General features: G+C 70.7%; 18 protein-coding genes and 1 riboswitch. Of the genes, 8 read left to right on the top strand and 10 right to left on the bottom strand.

Going from position 1 to position 16,787, the window contains the following annotated elements:
* Positions 1-139 precede the first annotated feature (139 nt).
* Positions 140-1,549: an amidase family protein gene (locus tag F0Q34_RS01890; protein ID WP_149810434.1), complete on the top strand. Its 1,410-nt coding sequence runs from the start codon at positions 140-142 to the stop codon at positions 1,547-1,549.
* 285 nt (positions 1,550-1,834) lie between these two features.
* On the opposite strand, the gene F0Q34_RS01885 is transcribed toward F0Q34_RS01890, so the two are convergent.
* Together F0Q34_RS01885 and phaR are read right to left on the bottom strand one after the other, a co-directional pair.
* On the bottom strand, positions 1,835-2,269 hold the full coding sequence (locus F0Q34_RS01885) for a helix-turn-helix domain-containing protein (RefSeq protein ID WP_149810433.1): 435 nt from the start codon (positions 2,267-2,269) through the stop codon (positions 1,835-1,837).
* 141 nt (positions 2,270-2,410) lie between these two features.
* A complete protein-coding gene (gene phaR / locus F0Q34_RS01880; protein ID WP_149810432.1) occupies positions 2,411-2,986 on the bottom strand; it encodes a polyhydroxyalkanoate synthesis repressor PhaR in 576 nt (191 codons plus the stop codon).
* Between the two features lie 568 nt (positions 2,987-3,554).
* On the opposite strand from phaR, the gene F0Q34_RS01875 reads away from it, so the two are divergent.
* On the top strand, positions 3,555-4,865 hold the full coding sequence (locus F0Q34_RS01875) for an alpha/beta fold hydrolase (protein WP_241665262.1): 1,311 nt from the start codon (positions 3,555-3,557) through the stop codon (positions 4,863-4,865).
* 11 nt (positions 4,866-4,876) lie between these two features.
* Here the strand turns inward: F0Q34_RS01875 and F0Q34_RS01870 are convergent, their stop codons facing one another.
* From F0Q34_RS01870 to F0Q34_RS01855, 4 genes are read right to left on the bottom strand one after another with little or no spacing between them, the layout of a single operon-like run.
* Positions 4,877-5,488: a thiamine phosphate synthase gene (locus F0Q34_RS01870; protein WP_149810430.1), complete on the bottom strand. Its 612-nt coding sequence runs from the start codon at positions 5,486-5,488 to the stop codon at positions 4,877-4,879.
* Positions 5,485-6,255, bottom strand: a complete 771-nt coding sequence (locus tag F0Q34_RS01865; protein WP_149810429.1) for a thiazole synthase — start codon at positions 6,253-6,255, stop codon at positions 5,485-5,487. The genes F0Q34_RS01870 and F0Q34_RS01865 overlap by 4 nt, the downstream gene beginning before the upstream one ends.
* Before the next feature lie 4 nt (positions 6,256-6,259).
* Positions 6,260-6,457, bottom strand: coding sequence for a sulfur carrier protein ThiS (thiS, locus tag F0Q34_RS01860; RefSeq protein WP_149810428.1), 198 nt, complete (start codon positions 6,455-6,457; stop codon positions 6,260-6,262).
* Positions 6,454-7,500 (bottom strand): FAD-dependent oxidoreductase, encoded by a 1,047-nt coding sequence (locus F0Q34_RS01855; protein WP_149810427.1) that lies wholly within the window; start codon positions 7,498-7,500, stop codon positions 6,454-6,456. The genes thiS and F0Q34_RS01855 overlap by 4 nt, the downstream gene beginning before the upstream one ends.
* Before the next feature lie 61 nt (positions 7,501-7,561).
* Positions 7,562-7,666: riboswitch (TPP riboswitch) on the bottom strand.
* 158 nt (positions 7,667-7,824) lie between these two features.
* Between F0Q34_RS01855 and F0Q34_RS01850 the strand changes: the two genes are divergently transcribed.
* Together F0Q34_RS01850 and F0Q34_RS01845 are read left to right on the top strand one after the other, a co-directional pair.
* Positions 7,825-9,000, top strand: a complete 1,176-nt coding sequence (locus F0Q34_RS01850) for an acetyl-CoA C-acetyltransferase (RefSeq protein ID WP_149810426.1) — start codon at positions 7,825-7,827, stop codon at positions 8,998-9,000.
* 119 nt (positions 9,001-9,119) lie between these two features.
* Positions 9,120-10,529, top strand: coding sequence for a hypothetical protein (locus F0Q34_RS01845; RefSeq protein ID WP_149810425.1), 1,410 nt, complete (start codon positions 9,120-9,122; stop codon positions 10,527-10,529).
* A 30-nt stretch (positions 10,530-10,559) separates the two neighbouring features.
* On the opposite strand, the gene F0Q34_RS01840 is transcribed toward F0Q34_RS01845, so the two are convergent.
* Together F0Q34_RS01840 and F0Q34_RS01835 are read right to left on the bottom strand one after the other, a co-directional pair.
* Positions 10,560-11,765 (bottom strand): SMP-30/gluconolactonase/LRE family protein, encoded by a 1,206-nt coding sequence (locus F0Q34_RS01840; RefSeq protein WP_241665261.1) that lies wholly within the window; start codon positions 11,763-11,765, stop codon positions 10,560-10,562.
* Between the two features lie 65 nt (positions 11,766-11,830).
* The gene (locus tag F0Q34_RS01835) at positions 11,831-12,595 is read right to left on the bottom strand and encodes a methyltransferase domain-containing protein (protein ID WP_149810424.1); all 765 of its coding nucleotides are present in this window, start codon (positions 12,593-12,595) and stop codon (positions 11,831-11,833) included.
* A 76-nt stretch (positions 12,596-12,671) separates the two neighbouring features.
* Between F0Q34_RS01835 and gloB the strand changes: the two genes are divergently transcribed.
* The 4 genes from gloB to F0Q34_RS01815 are packed head-to-tail and all read left to right on the top strand — an operon-like array spanning position 12,672 to position 15,088.
* Positions 12,672-13,400 carry a hydroxyacylglutathione hydrolase gene (gene gloB / locus F0Q34_RS01830; RefSeq protein WP_149810423.1) on the top strand — a complete coding sequence of 243 codons (729 nt, stop codon included), beginning with the start codon at positions 12,672-12,674 and terminating at the stop codon, positions 13,398-13,400.
* A gap of 14 nt (positions 13,401-13,414) precedes the next feature.
* On the top strand, positions 13,415-14,029 hold the full coding sequence (locus F0Q34_RS01825) for a glutathione S-transferase N-terminal domain-containing protein (protein ID WP_149810422.1): 615 nt from the start codon (positions 13,415-13,417) through the stop codon (positions 14,027-14,029).
* Between the two features lie 4 nt (positions 14,030-14,033).
* Entirely contained in the window at positions 14,034-14,483 is a 450-nt protein-coding gene (locus tag F0Q34_RS01820) for a cupin domain-containing protein (RefSeq protein ID WP_149810421.1), read from the top strand.
* Positions 14,480-15,088: a class I SAM-dependent methyltransferase gene (locus tag F0Q34_RS01815; RefSeq protein ID WP_149810420.1), complete on the top strand. Its 609-nt coding sequence runs from the start codon at positions 14,480-14,482 to the stop codon at positions 15,086-15,088. Before F0Q34_RS01820 ends, F0Q34_RS01815 begins: the two co-directional genes overlap by 4 nt.
* A 12-nt stretch (positions 15,089-15,100) precedes the next feature.
* On the opposite strand, the gene F0Q34_RS01810 is transcribed toward F0Q34_RS01815, so the two are convergent.
* Entirely contained in the window at positions 15,101-15,580 is a 480-nt protein-coding gene (locus F0Q34_RS01810; protein ID WP_149810419.1) for a glutathione peroxidase, read from the bottom strand.
* A 99-nt stretch (positions 15,581-15,679) separates the two neighbouring features.
* Positions 15,680-16,771, bottom strand: coding sequence for an aromatic amino acid exporter YddG (yddG, locus tag F0Q34_RS01805; protein ID WP_241665260.1), 1,092 nt, complete (start codon positions 16,769-16,771; stop codon positions 15,680-15,682).
* Between the last annotated feature and the right edge of the window lie 16 nt (positions 16,772-16,787).

The raw sequence follows: 16,787 nt of genomic DNA, 5'->3' as shown, positions 1-16,787 counted from the left end.
GGTGAGTCGCCGTTCCGGCGCCACCCGGTCCGGGAATGCCACGCCATGCCGGAACCGGCCACCGCCGCGGAAAAACGCCGCTTGGCGGCGGCACGCCCTGCCCCGACACTCGGCGGGCGACACCGCAGGGAGTTCCGGAATGACCAATGACCTTTGGCGCCTGAGCGCCACCGAAATCGCGTCCCGCATCGCCGCGCGAACCATCACGGCGCGGCAGGCCACCGAATCCGCCCTGGCCCGCCAGGCCGCCGTCAACCCTGCCATCAATGCCGTGGTCGCGGCCATGCCGGAGGAGGCGCTCGCCGCCGCCGACGCCGTGGATGCTGCCCTGGCCCGCGGCGCCACCCCGGGCCCGCTGGCCGGCGTGCCTGTGACGGTCAAGGTGAACATGGACCAGAAGGGGCATGCCACCACCAATGGCTTGCGCATCCAGCGCGACCTCATCGCCGCCACCGACAATCCCGTGGTGGCCAATCTGCGCAAGGCCGGCGCGGTGATCATCGGCCGCACCAACACGCCCGCCTTCTCGCTGCGCTGGTTCACCCGCAACAGCCTGCATGGCGCCACCCGCAACCCGCGCAACCCGGCGCTCACCCCGGGCGGCTCCTCCGGCGGGGCGGGCGCGGCGGTGGCGGCCGGCATCGGTGCCATCGCCCATGGCACCGACATCGCTGGCTCGATTCGCTTTCCGGCCTATGTCTGCGGCGTGCATGGCCTGCGCCCCTCGCTGGGCCGCATTCCCGCCTGGAACGCCTCGGGGCCGGAGCGGGCCATCGGCGCCCAGATCATGGCGGTGTCCGGCCCGCTGGCGCGCTCGGTGGCAGACCTCCGGCTCGCCCTGCAGGCCATGAGCGCGGAGGACGCGCATGATCCGTGGTGGGTGCCGGCGCCACTGGAGGGCCCCGCCCTGCCGAAGCGCGCCGCGCTTTGCGTCAGGCCGGAAGGCCTGAACACCGATCCGGCCCTTGAGCGCGCGCTGCGTCAGGCCGCGCTGGCGTTGCAGGAAGCGGGCTGGAGCATTGTCGAGACGCCCTGCCCGCCGCTGCGCGAGCCGGCCCGGTTGCAGGCGCATCTCTGGATGGCGGAGTTCCGCCGCAACGGCGCCGCGGCCGTCGCGCGCGAGGGCGACCCCGATGCCAGCTTCATCTATGCGCAGATGGAAAGGCTGGCCGGCCCGTGCGACCTGGACGGCTTCCATGATGCCTTGCAGGCGCGTGCCGGCCTGGTCCGGCAATGGCAGCTGTTCCTGCGGGATTATCCCCTGCTGCTGCTGCCGCCCTGTGGCGAACTGCCTTTCCCGGACATGCTCGATGTCAGTTCCCCGGAAGCCTTTGAGCGGGTGGTGGAAGCGCAGTTGCCGCAGATCGCGCTGCCGCTGATGGGCGTTCCCGCACTCACCCTCGCCACCGGGCAAGTGGAAGGCCCGCATGGCGCGGCGCCGGTCGGGGTGCAGCTGGTGGCCGGGCGGTTCCGGGAAGATGTGCTGCTGGCGGCCGGCGCGCTGATCGAGGCGGCCAGCCCGCCGGTGACCGCCTGCGACCCTGCCTGATCGGGAGACGGGGACGGGCCTCCTGGCGGAGCCCTGTCCCCGCGCAGGGGTCAGGGATGCCGATCCGCGTTTTTGCGGCGCGGTCAGGAGCGTCTCGTCAATGGGCAACCGGAAACAGCCCGGGTCATGCGTGGAGGGCAGCGGGGCTCGGCTTTGACCGACATCCACCGCCTCTCACCGCCGGTTTCCGGCGGCTCCGTCGCGTGGCCTCGGCCACGCCATGATTTGTTGCCGGGCCCGAGGCCCCGCAGACAGGTTTCCGTGCGGCGGTTCGCCGCGCGGCGATCAATCCACCGGCCGGCCCTGCGACTGGGCGGCCAGCGCCCTGGCCATCTGGCTCAGTGCTTCCTGGTGCTTCTCGTTGGTGATCTGGGCGAAGTTGCGCGCCAGCTCCAGGCACATGCGCTGGCGCATGCCAAGCGGCTGGCTTTCGCCATCCTCCTGCAGGCCCTCGAAGAACCAGGATACGGGAACCGCCAGCACGGTCGCGATCTCGAACAGGCGCCCGGCCGAGATGCGGTTGAGGCCGCGCTCGTACTTGTGGGCCTGCTGATAGGTCACGCCGATCATGCTGGCTAGCTGCTGCTGGGACAATCCCAGCATCAGCCGTCTTTCGCGGATCCGCGCGCCGACATGCTTGTCGGCGAGACGGGCGCGCTGCGTCGAAGTTTCCTCGGGTTCATCACCAGGGGTGATGCTGCCCGCATCGGTGTCGGCCATGCTCTACCTGTCAGGCTGAAAAATTGAACAGAACCTAAAATACGAGCCTGAGGCTGCTTGTTTATCGTATTTCGTTACCCTCGATCTAAAAAGCCCGTGATCACTTAATAGTTGCGTGAGGTCACAACTCTTTTAGTTTAATTAATTTTTCTTGCTGAGTTGTTCGCGCAAAAGGCGAATTTCTGCCTTTAGCGCTGCAACTTCCTCACTTTCGCCACTGGTGGCCGATTGTTCACGGCGCGTAAAGGGTGAGAACAGCGACATGGCGCGTTCCATCATGGCGATGTTTTGCTTGCCCAGTTCTTCCAGGCTAGTCATGGGATTGAACCCACCCATTGATTGTTCAACCGATACGCGCATTTGTTCCTGCTGACGCGCAAAGCTCCCCATGGTCATCTCCAAATAGCGGGGGACCAGCGATTGGAGGCTGTCGCCATAAAGGCCGATGAGCTGCCGCAGGAAGGAGGTGGGAAGCATGCTGCGTCCCTTGGATTCTTCCTCGACAATGATCTGCGTCAGAACGCTTCGGGTGATATCCTCTCCGGACTTTGCATCATACACGGCAAAATCGCGGCCTTCGCGCACCATTCGCGCCAGATCATCCAGCGTCACGTAAGAAGATGCCTCGGTGTTATAGAGCCGGCGGTTGGCGTATTTCTTGATGACAACCGTGGGTTTCGTCGACATTTCGGACGGTTGTTGTACCGCTTCAGACATTCGCCCCTCCCTGACTGCGAGATCCGCCAGCCGTTTCGCTGGTTTCCGACGCTACCATGACGCAGGCGCAGCGCGAACGTGATCACGCAGTCGCAGCACCGCTTTGGTGCATCCCGCGATGCGCGCCCTTTCCCCGCCGGGGCACCGCGCTATGTTCCGGCCGCAGGAACCGGAGGTGGCAGCGAAAGGCACATGGCACGGCCCGAGGAACCACCGGAGCAAGGCGCTGGCCAGCCGGGATCGGACATCCTGGAAGGCCTGGCGGAGGATTGGATCGCATTGTGGCAGAGCGAGATCTCGGCACTGGCGGCGGACCGCGAATGGGCGGAAGCCTGGGCCAGCTGGGCGGCCCTGGCGGCGGCCTGGATGCGGGTCCTGAGCATGCCGCCACCACGCGGCTTCCCGAATGGCTTTCCGGGCGGTTTCCCTGGTGGTTTCCCGGGCGGCTTAACCGCCGGCTTCCCCGGCACGGGATTCCCCACACCCGGCGCCATGCCGCCCGGCATGGCATCCGCGGGCTTCCCTTTTGCCGGCTTCCCGATGGCGGCTTCCGGTCCGGAGCGGACGGGTGACGGCACCGCTGCGCCGTCGCGGCCCACGGCCGCTGCCGCTGCACCTGCAACTGGCGCTGATGCGCGCGGTGGGGGCGATGCTGGCGCTGCGGGCGATCCGGCCGCCGAGCGGCATGCCGCCCTGCTCCGCCGCATCGATGAGCTGGAACAGCGGCTGGCCCAGAACGCCGGAACAGGACAAGTGGGGACCGAACCTCCCATGGCCGGTGTCTCCGGCCGGCCAGCGGGAAATCCACCGGATCGCCAGCGCCCTCGCCGCCGCCGGCCACCCGCCTGAAGCCTTGCAGGCGGCGGTGATGCGGCAATTGGCGCGGCAGGATCGCGCCTTGATCGCCGGCATCGCAGCCTATCGCCGCCACCCCTTCGCGCGGGACATGCCGGAGCCGCCGGCGATCTGGCGGGAAGGCGGCTCCCGCCTCCTGGATTACGGAGGGGATGGCTCGCCCCTGCTGGTGGTGCCGTCCCTGGTCAACCGCGCCCATGTGCTGGACCTGCTGCCGGGCCATTCCATGCTGCGCTGGCTGGCGGGGCGCGGCCACCGCGTGCTGCTGCTGGACTGGGGCTGGCCGGAGGAGGTGGAACGCGGCTTCACCCTGACGGACTACATCGCCGGGCGACTGGAACGCGCCCTGGGCGCCATGCCGGCCGGCAGGGTGGCGCTGCTGGGCTATTGCATGGGCGGGCTGCTGGCGCTGGCCACGGCCCTGCGCCGGCCGGAGCGGCTACAGGGCCTTGCCCTGCTGGCCACGCCCTGGGACTTCCATGCCGGCGGGGTGGACGCCGCGTCGCGCGCCGCCGCCCTGGCCGCGCTGCTGCCGGGGCTGGAACCAGGGCTGGAAGCAACCGGCGCCTTGTCCGTGGATCTCATCCAGTCGCTGTTCGCGGGGATCGACCCCTGGGCGCTGGCGGCCAAGTTCCGCGCCTTTGCCGCGCTGCCGCAGGACTCGCCACGGGCCCGGCTGTTCGTGGCGCTGGAGGACTGGCTGAATGACGGCGTGCCATTGGCCGCCCCGGTGGCGCGGGAAGTGCTGGCCGGGTGGTATGGCCGCAACGATCCCGGCCAGGGCCGGTGGCGCGTGGCCGGCGGGGTGGTGGAGCCCGCCGCCCTCCGCATTCCCGCCTTCGCCGCCATTCCGCGCGGTGACCGGATCGTGCCGCCCGCTTCGGCCCTGGCGCTGGCGCGGGCGCTGCCGGATGCCCATCAGGAGATGGTGGCGGCCGGGCATATCGGCATGGCCGCCGGCAGCCGGGCCGAGGCGGCCTTGTGGCAGCCGCTGGATGCGTGGCTCCAGCGGCTGGGCAGGTAAGGCGCGGCGCCTCAGCCCGGCGCGGCGCCATCCAGCGCGCGCCATTCCGCCACGCGCTGCTCCGGTGCAGGGTGGTTCACCACATCCGACACCACCGCCACCGCATCGGCCCCGGCGGCCAGGCACCCCGCCGCCCGTTCCAGGCTGATGCCGCCGATCGCCACCAGCGGCAGTGCACCGATCCGCCGCTTCCATTCGCCGAGCCGTTCCAGCCCCTGCGGCGCCCAGGGCATCTTCTTCAGGGTGGTCGGGTAGACCGGGCCGAGCGCCACGTAATCCGGCCGCGCCGCCAGGGCCGCCTCCAGTTCCTCATGCGAATGGGTGCTGACGCCGAGGCGCAGCCCGGCGGCGCGGATCGCCGGCAGGTCGGCTTCCAGCAGGTCCTCCTGCCCCAGATGCAGCCAGTCCAGCCGCAGCTCGATGGCCACCCGCCAATGGTCGTTCAGCACCAGCGTGGCGCCCTCGGCGCGGCATGCGGCATCGGCCTCGGCGGCCTGGCGGCGGATCTCGTCCTCGGTGGCATCCTTCAGCCGCAACTGCACGAAGCGGGCGCCGGCCAGCGCCACGCGGCGCACCCAGGCGGCATCCGGCACCACCGGATAAAAGCGGGAAGGCAGCGTCATGCGCCGAACACCGGCATGCCGATCACCGGGCTGGACGGCGCGGCCATGTCGCGCGCCTCCATCGGATCGGCCTCGAAGGCGAGGCGCCCCGCCTCCACCGCCCGCGCCATGGCGCGCGCCATGCGCACCGGGTCGCCGGCCCTGGCCACCGCCGTGTTCAGCAGCACCGCGTCATAGCCCAGCTCCATGGCCTGCGCGGCATGGGAAGGCAGGCCGATCCCGGCATCCACCACCAGCGGCACGTTGGGAAAATGCGCCCTGAGGGATCGCAGCGCGTAGGGATTGTTGATGCCCCGGCCGGAGCCGATGGGGGCGCCCCAGGGCATCAGCACCTGGCAGCCCGCATCCAGCAGCCGCCCGGCCACCACAAGGTCGTCCGTGGTGTAGGGGAACACCTGGAAGCCCTCGGCGGACAGGATGCGCGCCGCTTCCACCAGGCCGAAGACATCCGGTTGCAGCGTGTCGTCCTCGCCGATCACCTCCAGCTTGATCCAGGGGGTGCTGAACACCTCCCGCGCCATCCGGGCGGTGGTCACGGCTTCCTTCACCGTGTGGCAGCCGGCGGTGTTGGGCAGCACCCGCACCCCCAGATCCCGCACCAATTGCCAGAAGCCCTGCCCGCCGCCGGCCACCCCTTCACGGCGGAGCGAAACCGTCACCACCTCGGCGCCCGAGGCGCGCACCGCCTCGGCCAGCACGGCGGGGGATGGATATTGCGCGGTGCCCAGCAACAGGCGGGAGCGCAGTTCGGTGCCATAAACCAGCATCGGCTCAGCCTCCTCCGATCGGCGACAGGATTTCCACCCGGTCGCCTTCCTCCAGCCGGCAGGCGGCACGGGCGGCGGCGGGAACGAATTCGCCGCGATGGGCGGTGGCGACATGCGCACCGTTATAGCCCAGCTCGGCCAGCACCGCGTCCAGGGTCGCGGCCTTCACCTCGCGCGGCTTGCCGTTGACGATGATGGTCATGCTTCTCCTTTCTTGGGGCTGGCCGCGGGGAGGCTGGCCATGGTGGCGGAACGGCCCAGCAGCAGGGCAGCGGCACGCTCGGCCAGGGCGGGCGCCAGCAGGAAGCCATGCCGGTACATGCCATTCAGGCGCAGCACGCGCCCTTCCCGCCGCAGATCCGGCAGGTTGTCCGGCAAGGCGGGGCGGATGTTGCTGCCCATCTCCAGGATCTCCGCCTCGGCGAAGGCCGGGTGCAGGGCATAGGCGGCGTTCAGCAATTCCATGGCGGCGCGCGCGGTGACGGGGCGGCGGTCGGCGCTTTCCACCATGGTGGCGCCCACCATGAAGATGCCCCCGCCGCGCGGCACGATGTAGAGCGGGATGCGCGGATGCAGCAGCCGCACCGGGCGGGCCAGCGTCACCTCGGGGCAGCGCAGCAGCAGCATCTCCCCCCGCACGCCGCGCAGGGCCGGCCAGTCCGGCGCCGCCGCGTGGCCGCGGCAATCCAGCACATGGTCGAAGCCATCATCGGGAAAGCTTTCGGCCTCCCCTTCCCCGATGGTGGCGCTACGCGCGGCCAGCCGGTCCGCCAGCGCCGCGAGGGCGGCGCGGGGATCGAGATGCGCTTCCTCCGGAAAGAACAGGCCGCGCGGAAAGCGCCCGGCGAGGTCGGGCTCCAGCGCCGCCACGGCAGCGGCATCCAGGGCCTGGTGCCGGGCGGTGCGGCGGGCGAAGCGGTCCAGCTCCCCCTGGTCCCGCGGGGAAGCCAGCACCAGGCTGCCGGCGCGGTGGGTGCCGGCGAAGCGGGCCTGCCACCAGGGGATGGACGCCTCCCCTTCCGCCGCCACCGCCGGCGAGGCATCGGCCGCCTCGCACCAGGGGGCCAGCATGCCGCCGGCGAAATGAGAAGCGCGACCGGCGGGGTCCGGCCGGTGGATCACCGAAACCCTGGCACCCCGCTCGGCCAGCACCGTGGCGGCCACCAGCCCGGTCACGCCCGCGCCGATCACCAGCACGCGCGGGGTGGCGGCAGTAGGTGGGAAGTCCGCAGATGGGAAGTCCATGGTGGCGGCCCCTCCGGCTCGGGGGGTTCATGCCGCCGGAACAAGGGAATGCGCCCACGATGATGGGCGCCTTGCTCCTTCCTCCGCCGGCATGACCCGGATCAGGTTCGATGGGTTCGGCATGGCGCCGTCTCAGCCCGCCGCGCGGGCACCCCAGGATTGACGGCCAACTTAGCGCGGAACGGAGCGCGCACAACCCACCCGTACCCGTCCCGCCCCGTCTCGCACCCCGCCCTTGCCGCGAGGGGGGGTGCGGACGCACATTAACCCCGCGAGAACGTGGCCGGTGCACCGGCCCGACCATCCCGAGGAGAGTTCCAGCCCATGAGCGACATCGTCATCGCCTCTGCCGCGCGCACGCCCGTCGGTGCCTTCAATGGCGTCTTCGCGTCGCTTCCGGCCCATGCGCTGGGCCGCGCCGCCATCGAGGCGGCCCTCAGCCGCGCCGGGGTTTCCCCGGAGGAAGTGGACGAGGTGATCCTTGGCCAGATCCTGACGGCCGGCGCCGGCCAGAACCCGGCCCGCCAGGCTTCCGTCGCCGCCGGCATCCCGGTGGAGCGCACCGCCTTCGGCATCAACCAGCTTTGCGGCTCCGGCCTGCGGGCGGTCGCGCTGGCGGCGCAGCAGGTGGCGACGGGCGACGCCTCCATTGTTCTCGCGGGCGGGCAGGAAAGCATGTCCCAGGCGCCGCACTGCGCCAATCTGCGCGGCGGCGTGAAGATGGGCGATTTCCAGATGATCGACACCATGATCCGCGACGGGTTGTGGGATGCCTTCAACGGCTATCACATGGGCAACACCGCCGAGAACGTGGCGCAGAAATTCCAGATCGGCCGCGACGAGCAGGACGAATACGCTTTCCGCTCCCAGCAGAAGGCGGGCGAGGCGATGCGCAACGGCCAGTTCAAGGCCGAGATCGCGCCGGTCACCGTGAAGGGCCGCAAGGGCGACACGGTGGTGGAGATGGACGAATACCCGAAGCCGGAAACCACGCGGGAAATCCTGGCCAAGCTGCGCCCGGCCTTCGCCAAGGACGGCACGGTGACCGCCGGCAATGCGTCCGGCATCAATGACGGCGCGGCGGCGCTGGTGGTGATGTCGGCAGCCGAGGCGGCGAAGCGCGGCATCACCCCGCTGGCCCGCATCGCCTCCTGGGCCACGGCTGGCGTCGATCCCGCCATCATGGGCACGGGCCCGATCCCGGCCAGCCGCAAGGCGTTGCAGAAAGCCGGCTGGAACGTCCAGGACCTGGACCTGATCGAGGCCAACGAGGCCTTCGCCGCCCAGGCCTGCGCGGTGAACAAGGACATGGGCTGGGACCTGGAGAAGGTGAATGTCAGCGGCGGCGCCATCGCCCTCGGCCATCCGATCGGCGCGTCCGGCGCGCGGGTGCTGACCTCCCTGCTCTACGGGATGAAGGCGCGCGGCGCGAAGAAGGGGCTGGCCACGCTGTGCATCGGCGGCGGGATGGGTGTCGCGATGTGCGTTGAGGCGGGGTGAGTTCCGGCGCATTGCTCAGGCGCCGTGGCCTTCCAGGGCTTGCCGCGGCCCTGATCTGCCCGCCGCCGGCCGGCAAGGCGATGGCGGCGGCAGGCTCCGGGGGCGCGGCGGCATCCGAGATGGTACTGTCGGAGCGCCGCCAGGTCTTCCAGGGCCATGGCTACCAAGTCTGGCTGCCGGCGCTGCGTCCGGGCTTGCCGATGCAGGCCTTCCTGGAGCGCATGCAGGCCCGCTTCGTGCGAATGAGCATCACCGCCCCCGTCCCCGATGCCGCCATCAGGCCGGGTGACAGCCTGGAGGCCATGCGCCTTATTCTGCGCGCCGCCTATGAAGGCCGGGATCAGGCGGGCCCTCCCACAGTCCGCGCATCCCCCGCTGCTCCCAGTCAGCGCGAAAGGCTGCTCAACAGCATGCCGCTCCTCGCGCGGCTGGGCATCGAAACAATCGCCATTGTCTGGGATGCGCCGGAAAGCTTGCGGGCTGACCGTGTCGGCAAGGCAGGCCGCGCCAGGATCCTGCCGGCCGGGAGGGTAGAGGATTATGCGCGGCTGACCACCGCCCAGTTGCTGGAGATCGAACGGATCTCCCCCGCCTGCCTGCCCGCCTATGTTGAGGCCCCCAACGAGCCTGAAGGCACATGGTCTACCCAAATCGGCGCCGAGGCCTATGCCACCTTCATCCGCAGCCTCCGCGCCCAGATGGATGCCGCCGGATTGCGGCAGATCGGCCTGCTTGGCCCCGGCAATGGCTCGCTGCGCGCGGCCCGCGACTATGTCAGGGCGCTGCGGCGGCCCGGCGCGCCGGCCACCGATGCCCTTGCCGGCTGGTCGACGCATGTCTGGGACAACCGCATCGATGACGCGCCGCCCGTGGCGCGTCTCGACCGCGAATGGCGGGATGCGATCGCCGCCGTGCCCAAGCCACTCTTCATCACGGAATACAACGCGGATGGTGACCGCTGGAATGAGCCGCCCTTTGCCTGCGGCCCGCGCACCACGGTGCGGAGCCGCTGCAGCGGCCTTAGCGCGGATGAGGATCTGCGCTACGGCCTGAACATCGCCCAGCAGAGCCTGGCGCTGATCACCGATGGCGCGGCCGCCCTGGTGTTGTGGGAGGCGCAGGACCAGCAATGGGGCAAGCGGCTCGGCGCCCTCGATCCAGCGGGGCGTCCGAAGCCGGCGGCCACGGCGCTGGCCACCTTCATGCCCTTCATCCCGCGTGATGCCAGAGTCCTGGCGCCGCGCGGCGGCGCGCCGGATGGCATGGCGCTGTGCGGTTTCCTGGGGAAGGATGGCCGCTTCGTCATGGCCATGGCCGCCGTGGGTGCCGATCCCACGCGCCGCCAGCAGGTGCGGGTGGAGCTGGCTGACCAGCCGGGCGAGATCCGCTGGCGAAGCTATCCGGCCGATGCCGCCACCGACATGCAGGTCGAGCAAGGCCCGGATGGCCTGCGCCTGTCCTTTCAGCCGCAAGTGCGGGATTTCGTCGTCTCCGCCACGATGCAGATGGCGGAAAGTGGCGTGCGGTAGAGATCCGCCCGCCCACTCCCCCACTCTCTCTCAACAGAAATGCGCCCCCTGTGCCTCCACCGGCACCACATAAAGCGACTGGCTGGCGCACATGAAAAGCTGGTTCCGCCGCACGCCCCCGAAGCAGATATTGGCGCAGATCTCCGGCAGCCGGATCAGCCCGATGCGCTGCCCGTCGGGGGCGAAGACATGCACCCCGTCATAGCCATCCCCCACCCAGCCGCCGCCAACCCACAGATTGCCCGCCATGTCGCAGCGCATGCCGTCGCCCAGGCCGCTTTTGCCGTCCATCTCCATGCTCGCGAAGGTCCGCGGGTTGCGCAGCGTGGCGCCGTCCACGTCGAAGGCCCAGATGATGTTCTTGGCCTCGGGGTAGTGGCTGCTGCCGGTGTCGGCGACGTAGCAGATGCGGTAATCGGGGCTGAAGCACAGGCCGTTCGGCTTGAAGGGCTGGTCGGTCACCTTGGTCACCGCGCCGCTTTGCCCGTCGATGCGGTACACCGCTTCCTTGATGTAGGGGCGCGGGCTGCCATTGTCGGCGCGGGTCCCCTCATAGGCCACGAGCGAGCCATAGCCGGGATCGGTGAACCAGATGGAACCGTCCTCCGGATGCACCACGCCGTCATTCGGCGCGTTGAACTCGCCATCCGGCCCCCGCGCGGCCAGCACCGTCACCGTGCCGTCCGGCTCGTAGCGGACGACGTCGCGGTTCAAGTGGCGCATCGACACCTGCCGCCCTTCGCGGTCGAAGGTGTTGCCATTGGTGAAGCCGGACGGGCTGCGGAAGCGGCGGGACACATGCTCGTCCTCCTCCGTCAGGCGCAGGATCTCGTTGGCGGGAATGTCGGACCAGATCAGGAAGCGCCCGGCGGCGTGCCAGGCCGGCCCCTCCGCCCAGCCCATGCCGGTGTGCAGCCGGCGGATGCGGGTGTTGCCGATCCTGGCGGTGAAGCGCTTCGGGTCGATCGCCACGATGTCGGGGTCAGGATAGCGGCTGACCGGCGCGTTCGGGCCGTAATCCCGCCCTTCCGGGGCCATGGCGCGGCCGCCCTGCCCCTGAGCACGGGCCCCGGTGATCAGCGCCGGCATCAGCGCCGCCGCCCCGATGGCGCCGCCAAGCAGGCTGCGCCGGGCCGGCTGGAGCGGGGCCAGCTGGCGCGGGGCGCCCGCGCCACGCGGGGGTGGCGCGCCGCCTTCCGGATGCGGGGCGTCAGGCAGGACGATGCGTTCATTCATTGGGTTCCTCCCGTTCGCGCCCATGGACCCGGCCTGGCTCGGCCTTCACAGGCGTGCGAGCGGGATCATGGCCGATGGCGGGCGGCGGCGGGCAAATCATCTCCGCGTGCGGCCCAGGCGCCTTCCACCACCTTGACCCGCCGCCCCGGCACTTTCTGCGCCGCCTTGGGCATGACGCCGTAGAGTTCCTTGCGCGCCTCCACCATCACCACCCCGGCGAAGCGCGGCATCACCGCGCGCCCCACGGTTTCCCACGCGCCGGCCCCGCGCAGCATCAGGCGGGACCGGAAGGGTGGCAGGAACAGCGCCTTGTCGCGCCGGGAAACGGAGAAAAGGTTGCGCTTCAGCAGCCGGGCCAGCTGCCCCGGCGAATAAGGGCGCCCCTGGCCGAAGGGGTTGTTCTCCACATGCGCCCACAGGCCACGCCGATTCGGCGCCACGATCAGCAGGGAACCGTCATCCTTCAGCACCCGCCAAACCTCGCGCAGCATGCGGCGGGCATTCTCGGTATGCTCCAGCCCATGCACCAGCAGCACGTTGTCGAAGGACAGGTCTGGAAAAGGCAGGATGTCGTCCTCGACCCGGGCGCACAGGCCGGGGCCGTCCGGCGGCCAGGGCACGGTGTCGGTTTCCGGCAGGCTGGCGCAAAGGATGCGCGCCGCCTCCTCCCGCCACAGCCGCAGATAGGGGGCGGCATGGCCGAGGCCGAGGATTTCCCGCCGCTCCAGCCTGGGCCAGAAGCGCCGCAGCCGCTCGCGCAGGATGCGGGCCGCCACCAGCCCGGTGGCGGAGGCATAGAAATCCCGGTGGCCGTGGACCTCTAAGTTCATAGACTGGATATAGGCCGAGATCCCACGGGGCGCACAGCCCCGCCGCGCCGGCCAACACGCCAAAAGGAGATATGCCATGCCCGTCACTGTCCAGGCCGTTCCCTGCCTGTCCGACAATTACGCCTGGCTGCTGCGCGACCAGGCCACCGGCACGGTCGCCATCTGCGATCCTGGCGAGGCCGCGCCGGCCATCGCGGCGCTGGACGCCGCCGGCGGCCGTTGCGACCTGATCCTGCTGACCCACCACCATGACGACCACATCGCCGGCGTGGAGGAGGTGCGCGCCCGCTACGGCGCGAAGGTGATCGGCGCCAGGGCCGATGCCCACCGCCTGCCGAAGCTGGACCAGGCGGTGGCGCCGGGCGACTCGGTGCGGGTGGGCGAAACCGAGGGCGCGGTGATCGACAGCCCCGGCCACACCATCGGCCACATCGCCTTTCATTTCCCAGAAGGCCATGTGCTGCTTTGCGGCGACACGCTGTTCTCGCTCGGCTGCGGCCGGCTGCTGGAAGGCACGGCGGCCGACATGTTCCGCGCCCTGTCCCTGCTGAAGCCCCTGCCGCCCGAGACGCTGGTCTGCTGCGGCCATGAATACACCGAAAGCAATGCCCGCTTTGCCGTGACGGTGGAGCCGGACAACGCCGCCCTCCAGGCGCGGGCGGAGGCGGTGCGGGCGCTGCGCGCGGCGAACAAGCCGACCCTGCCGGTGACGCTGGGCGAGGAAATGCTGACCAACCCCTTCCTGCGCGCCGAAACCGCGGAGGAGCTGGGCCGCATCCGCACCGCCAAGGACAATTTCCGCTAAGGCGGCGCTGGCCCGTGCAGCTTTTCCATTCCCCCACCAGCCCTTATGTCCGCAAGGTCATGGCCTGCATCCTGCTGCGCGGGCTGCAGGGCCGGATCGAGCTGATCCCCACCCGCCCGATGGAGAATCCCGGCGCGCTGCTGGCCGCCAACCCGCTGGGCAAGGTGCCCTGTCTCGTCACGACCGAGGGCGCGGCCATCTTCGACAGCCCGGTGATCTGCGAGTACCTGGACGGGCTGGGCAATGCGCAGCCGCTGTTCCCGCCGCCGGGGCCGGCGCGGCTGGCCAGCCTGACCATGCAGGCCCTGGCGGACGGCCTTTGCGACGCCGCCGTGGCGCGACAGCAAAGCCGGGCGCAGCAGGAGGAAGGCGCCGCCCCGGCGCCGCGCCAGCACGCCTTCCAGGAGCGGCAGATGGCGGCCATCCGGCGTGGACTCGGGGCGCTGGAGGCCATGCCGCCGCAGGGGCTGGCCGATATCGGCGCCGTCGCCGCCGCCTGCGCGCTCGGTTATCTCGACCTGCGCATCCCGGAGCTGGGCTGGCGCGCCACGCACCCGAAGCTGGCCACCTGGCTGGCCAGCGTGGAGGCCAGTCCCGCCCTGTCACGCACCGCCCCGCCCGCCGGCTGAGGCCATGTTCGACCTCCGCGAGCCCGGGCTGGAGGCCCGGGCGGTGATCGCCGCCCTCAGCCTGTCCCCTCACCCCGAGGGCGGGCATTACCGCGAGATCTGGCGCGACGCCCCGCCGGATGGCGGGCGCGGCGCCGGCACCGCCATCTACTTCCTGCTGGCCGCCGGCGAGCGCAGCCATTGGCACAAGGTGGACGCCGCCGAGGCGTGGCACTGGTATGCCGGCGCGCCGCTGCGCCTGTCGGTGGCCGGCAACGGGCTGCGGCGGGAAGCGCTGCTCGGCCCCGACCTGTCGGCGGGCCAGGAACCCTTTGCCCTGGTGCCGCCGGAAGCCTGGCAGGCCGCCGAGTCGCTCGGCGCCTGGACGCTGGTGGGCTGCACCGTTTCCCCCGCCTTCGATTTCGCGGGCTTCACCCTGGCGCCACCGGGATGGAAGCCAGGAGGCGGCGCGTGAGCGATGCGGATGCCTGGAACAGCCGCTACGGGGCGGAGCCCTGGCTGTTCGGGGACCAGCCCAACCGCTACCTCGAAAGCCTGGGCCCCCGCCTCCGCCCCGGCATGGCGGCGCTGGCGCTTGGCGACGGCGAAGGGCGCAACGGGGTCTGGCTCGCGACCCAGGGCCTGATGGTGACGGCGGTGGACTGGTCCGCCACCGGCCTGCGCCATGCCAGCACCCTGGCCGCGCGCCGCGGCGTGGCCATGAACACCGTCACCGCCGACCTGACGCGCTGGAACTGGCCGGAGGCATGCTTCGACCTGATCGCCTGGGTGTTCGTCCACCTGCCGCCCACCGACCGTGCCCAGGTCGCCGCCCGTGCCTGCCGGGCCCTGGCGCCGGGCGGGCTGCTGCTGCTGGAAGGCTTCGCACCCGCCCCCGAGGGCCGCCGCGCCGGCGGTCCCCGGGACCCGGCCCTGCTTTGGCGCCGTGGCGACGCCGAAGCCTGCTTCGCCGGGCTGGAAATGCTGGAATGCCTGGAAGGCACCGTGCTGCTGGAGGAGGGTTCGCGCCACCAGGGCCATGCGGAGCTGGTGCGCGGCCTTTGGCGACGCGCCGCCTGAGAAAGGACCGCCTCAGAGCAGCGGCAGGATGGAGGCCTCGATCGCCTCGGGCTTGGTTGTCGGGGCGAAGCGGCCCGCCACCCGCCCCTGGCGGTCCACCAGGAACTTGGTGAAGTTCCATTTGATGCCTTCGCTGCCCAGCAGCCCGGGTGCGGCCTGCTTCAGGTAGCGGAACACGGGATGCGCCCCGGCGCCATTCACCTCGACCTTGGCGAACAATGGAAAGGTGGCGTCGAACTTCGTGCTGCAGAAGCTGGCGATGCTGGCCTCGTCACCCGGCTCCTGCCCGCCGAACTGGTTGCAGGGAAAGGCCAGCACCTGGAAGCCGCGCGGCCCGAACTTCCGCTGCAACGCTTCCAGCCCAGCATATTGCGATGTGAAGCCGCAGCGGCTGGCGGTGTTGACGATCAGCAGCACCTGCCCCTGGAATTCGGACAATGGCGTGTCACGGCCATCGTTCCGGCGGGCGGTGAGGCCGTACAACTCGGACATCGGCGATCTTCCCTGCGGTTCGAGGGGCAGAGATAGGGCCAGCCCCCCAAAGGTCCAGCGCGCGGCCCCTGAAACGGCCTTGCCGGAGAGGCGCCCTTTTCAGGCCGGAGCGCTGCGCCGGCCTGGCCAGGAAGCCAGCAGCCCGCCCCCTGCCACCAGCAGGGCGGCCATGCCCACCCGCAGGTCCAGCACCCCCTCGCCCGCCAGCAGCAACAGCATGGTGGACAATACCGGAATGCCATAGGCCAGGGTGCCGAGCAGCCGCGGATCGCCCCGCTTCATCCCGGCATCCCACAGAAAGAAGGCCCCGCCCACCGGCCCCAGCCCGAGCAGCAGCACGGCCAGGGCCTGCTGCCCGTCCGGCGGCACGGTGTTCTCGAAGGCCAGGTGGAGCGATCCGGCCAACAGGGCGGCGGCGAGGCAGAAGCCGGTCACCGCCTCGGTCGGCACCACGGACAGCCGGCGCGCGGTGACGGAATAGGTCGCCCAGACCACCGCGCCCGCGGCGGCGCAAAGCAGGCCCGGCACCGCGCCGGGCGGGAAATGCGCCCCCTGCCCCACCAGCAGGGCGCAGCCGGCGAAGCCCAGGCCCACCCCGGCCAGCCGCCGCGCCCCGAGCGGCAGGCCGAGCAACGGTGCCGACAACAGCACGATGAGCAGCGGCCAGAGATAGTTCACCAGGTTAGCCTCAACCGCCGGGGCCATCGCCAGCGCGGCGAAATACAGGGCGTGGTAGCCGAACAGGCCCGCCACGCCATGGAACCAGGCCAGCGGCCCTTGCCGGAGCCGGCCGAGGCGCCCCCGCGCCATGGTGACGCCAAGCCCCAGCATTCCGCCCACGGCCATGGCCATCGCCGTCACCTGCAAGGGCGGCAGGCCGGCCGCCAGCTTCGCCAGCAGGCCCAGAAAGGCCCAAAGCAGCATGGCGCCGCAGCCGGCCCAATTGGCCGCCCTGGTGGTGTTCCCGGTCAAGGCCGCATGCCCCGCATCGATGGCCTCATGAACAACATCGCTCCTGTTCCGGCAGGACGTGGCGACGGCCAGGGTGCCGTCGCCCTGGGGATCGCCCTCGGGATTGCCCGGAAAGCACATGAACCGTGCCGCGCCCGTGCGGGGCGCCTTTCGCATCTCCCGCCGCGGAACGGAACCCGCCTGCGGAAGCCGCACGAACAGCCGGCGGGGGCGCACCATATCCCATGGCCTGAGC

It is taken from the genome of Teichococcus oryzae (assembly GCF_008386565.1).
GTDB classification, from domain to species: domain Bacteria; phylum Pseudomonadota; class Alphaproteobacteria; order Acetobacterales; family Acetobacteraceae; genus Pseudoroseomonas; species Pseudoroseomonas oryzae.
The sequence above is the reverse complement of the archived record's forward strand: the minus strand, read 5'-3'. Positions and strand labels throughout refer to the sequence as shown.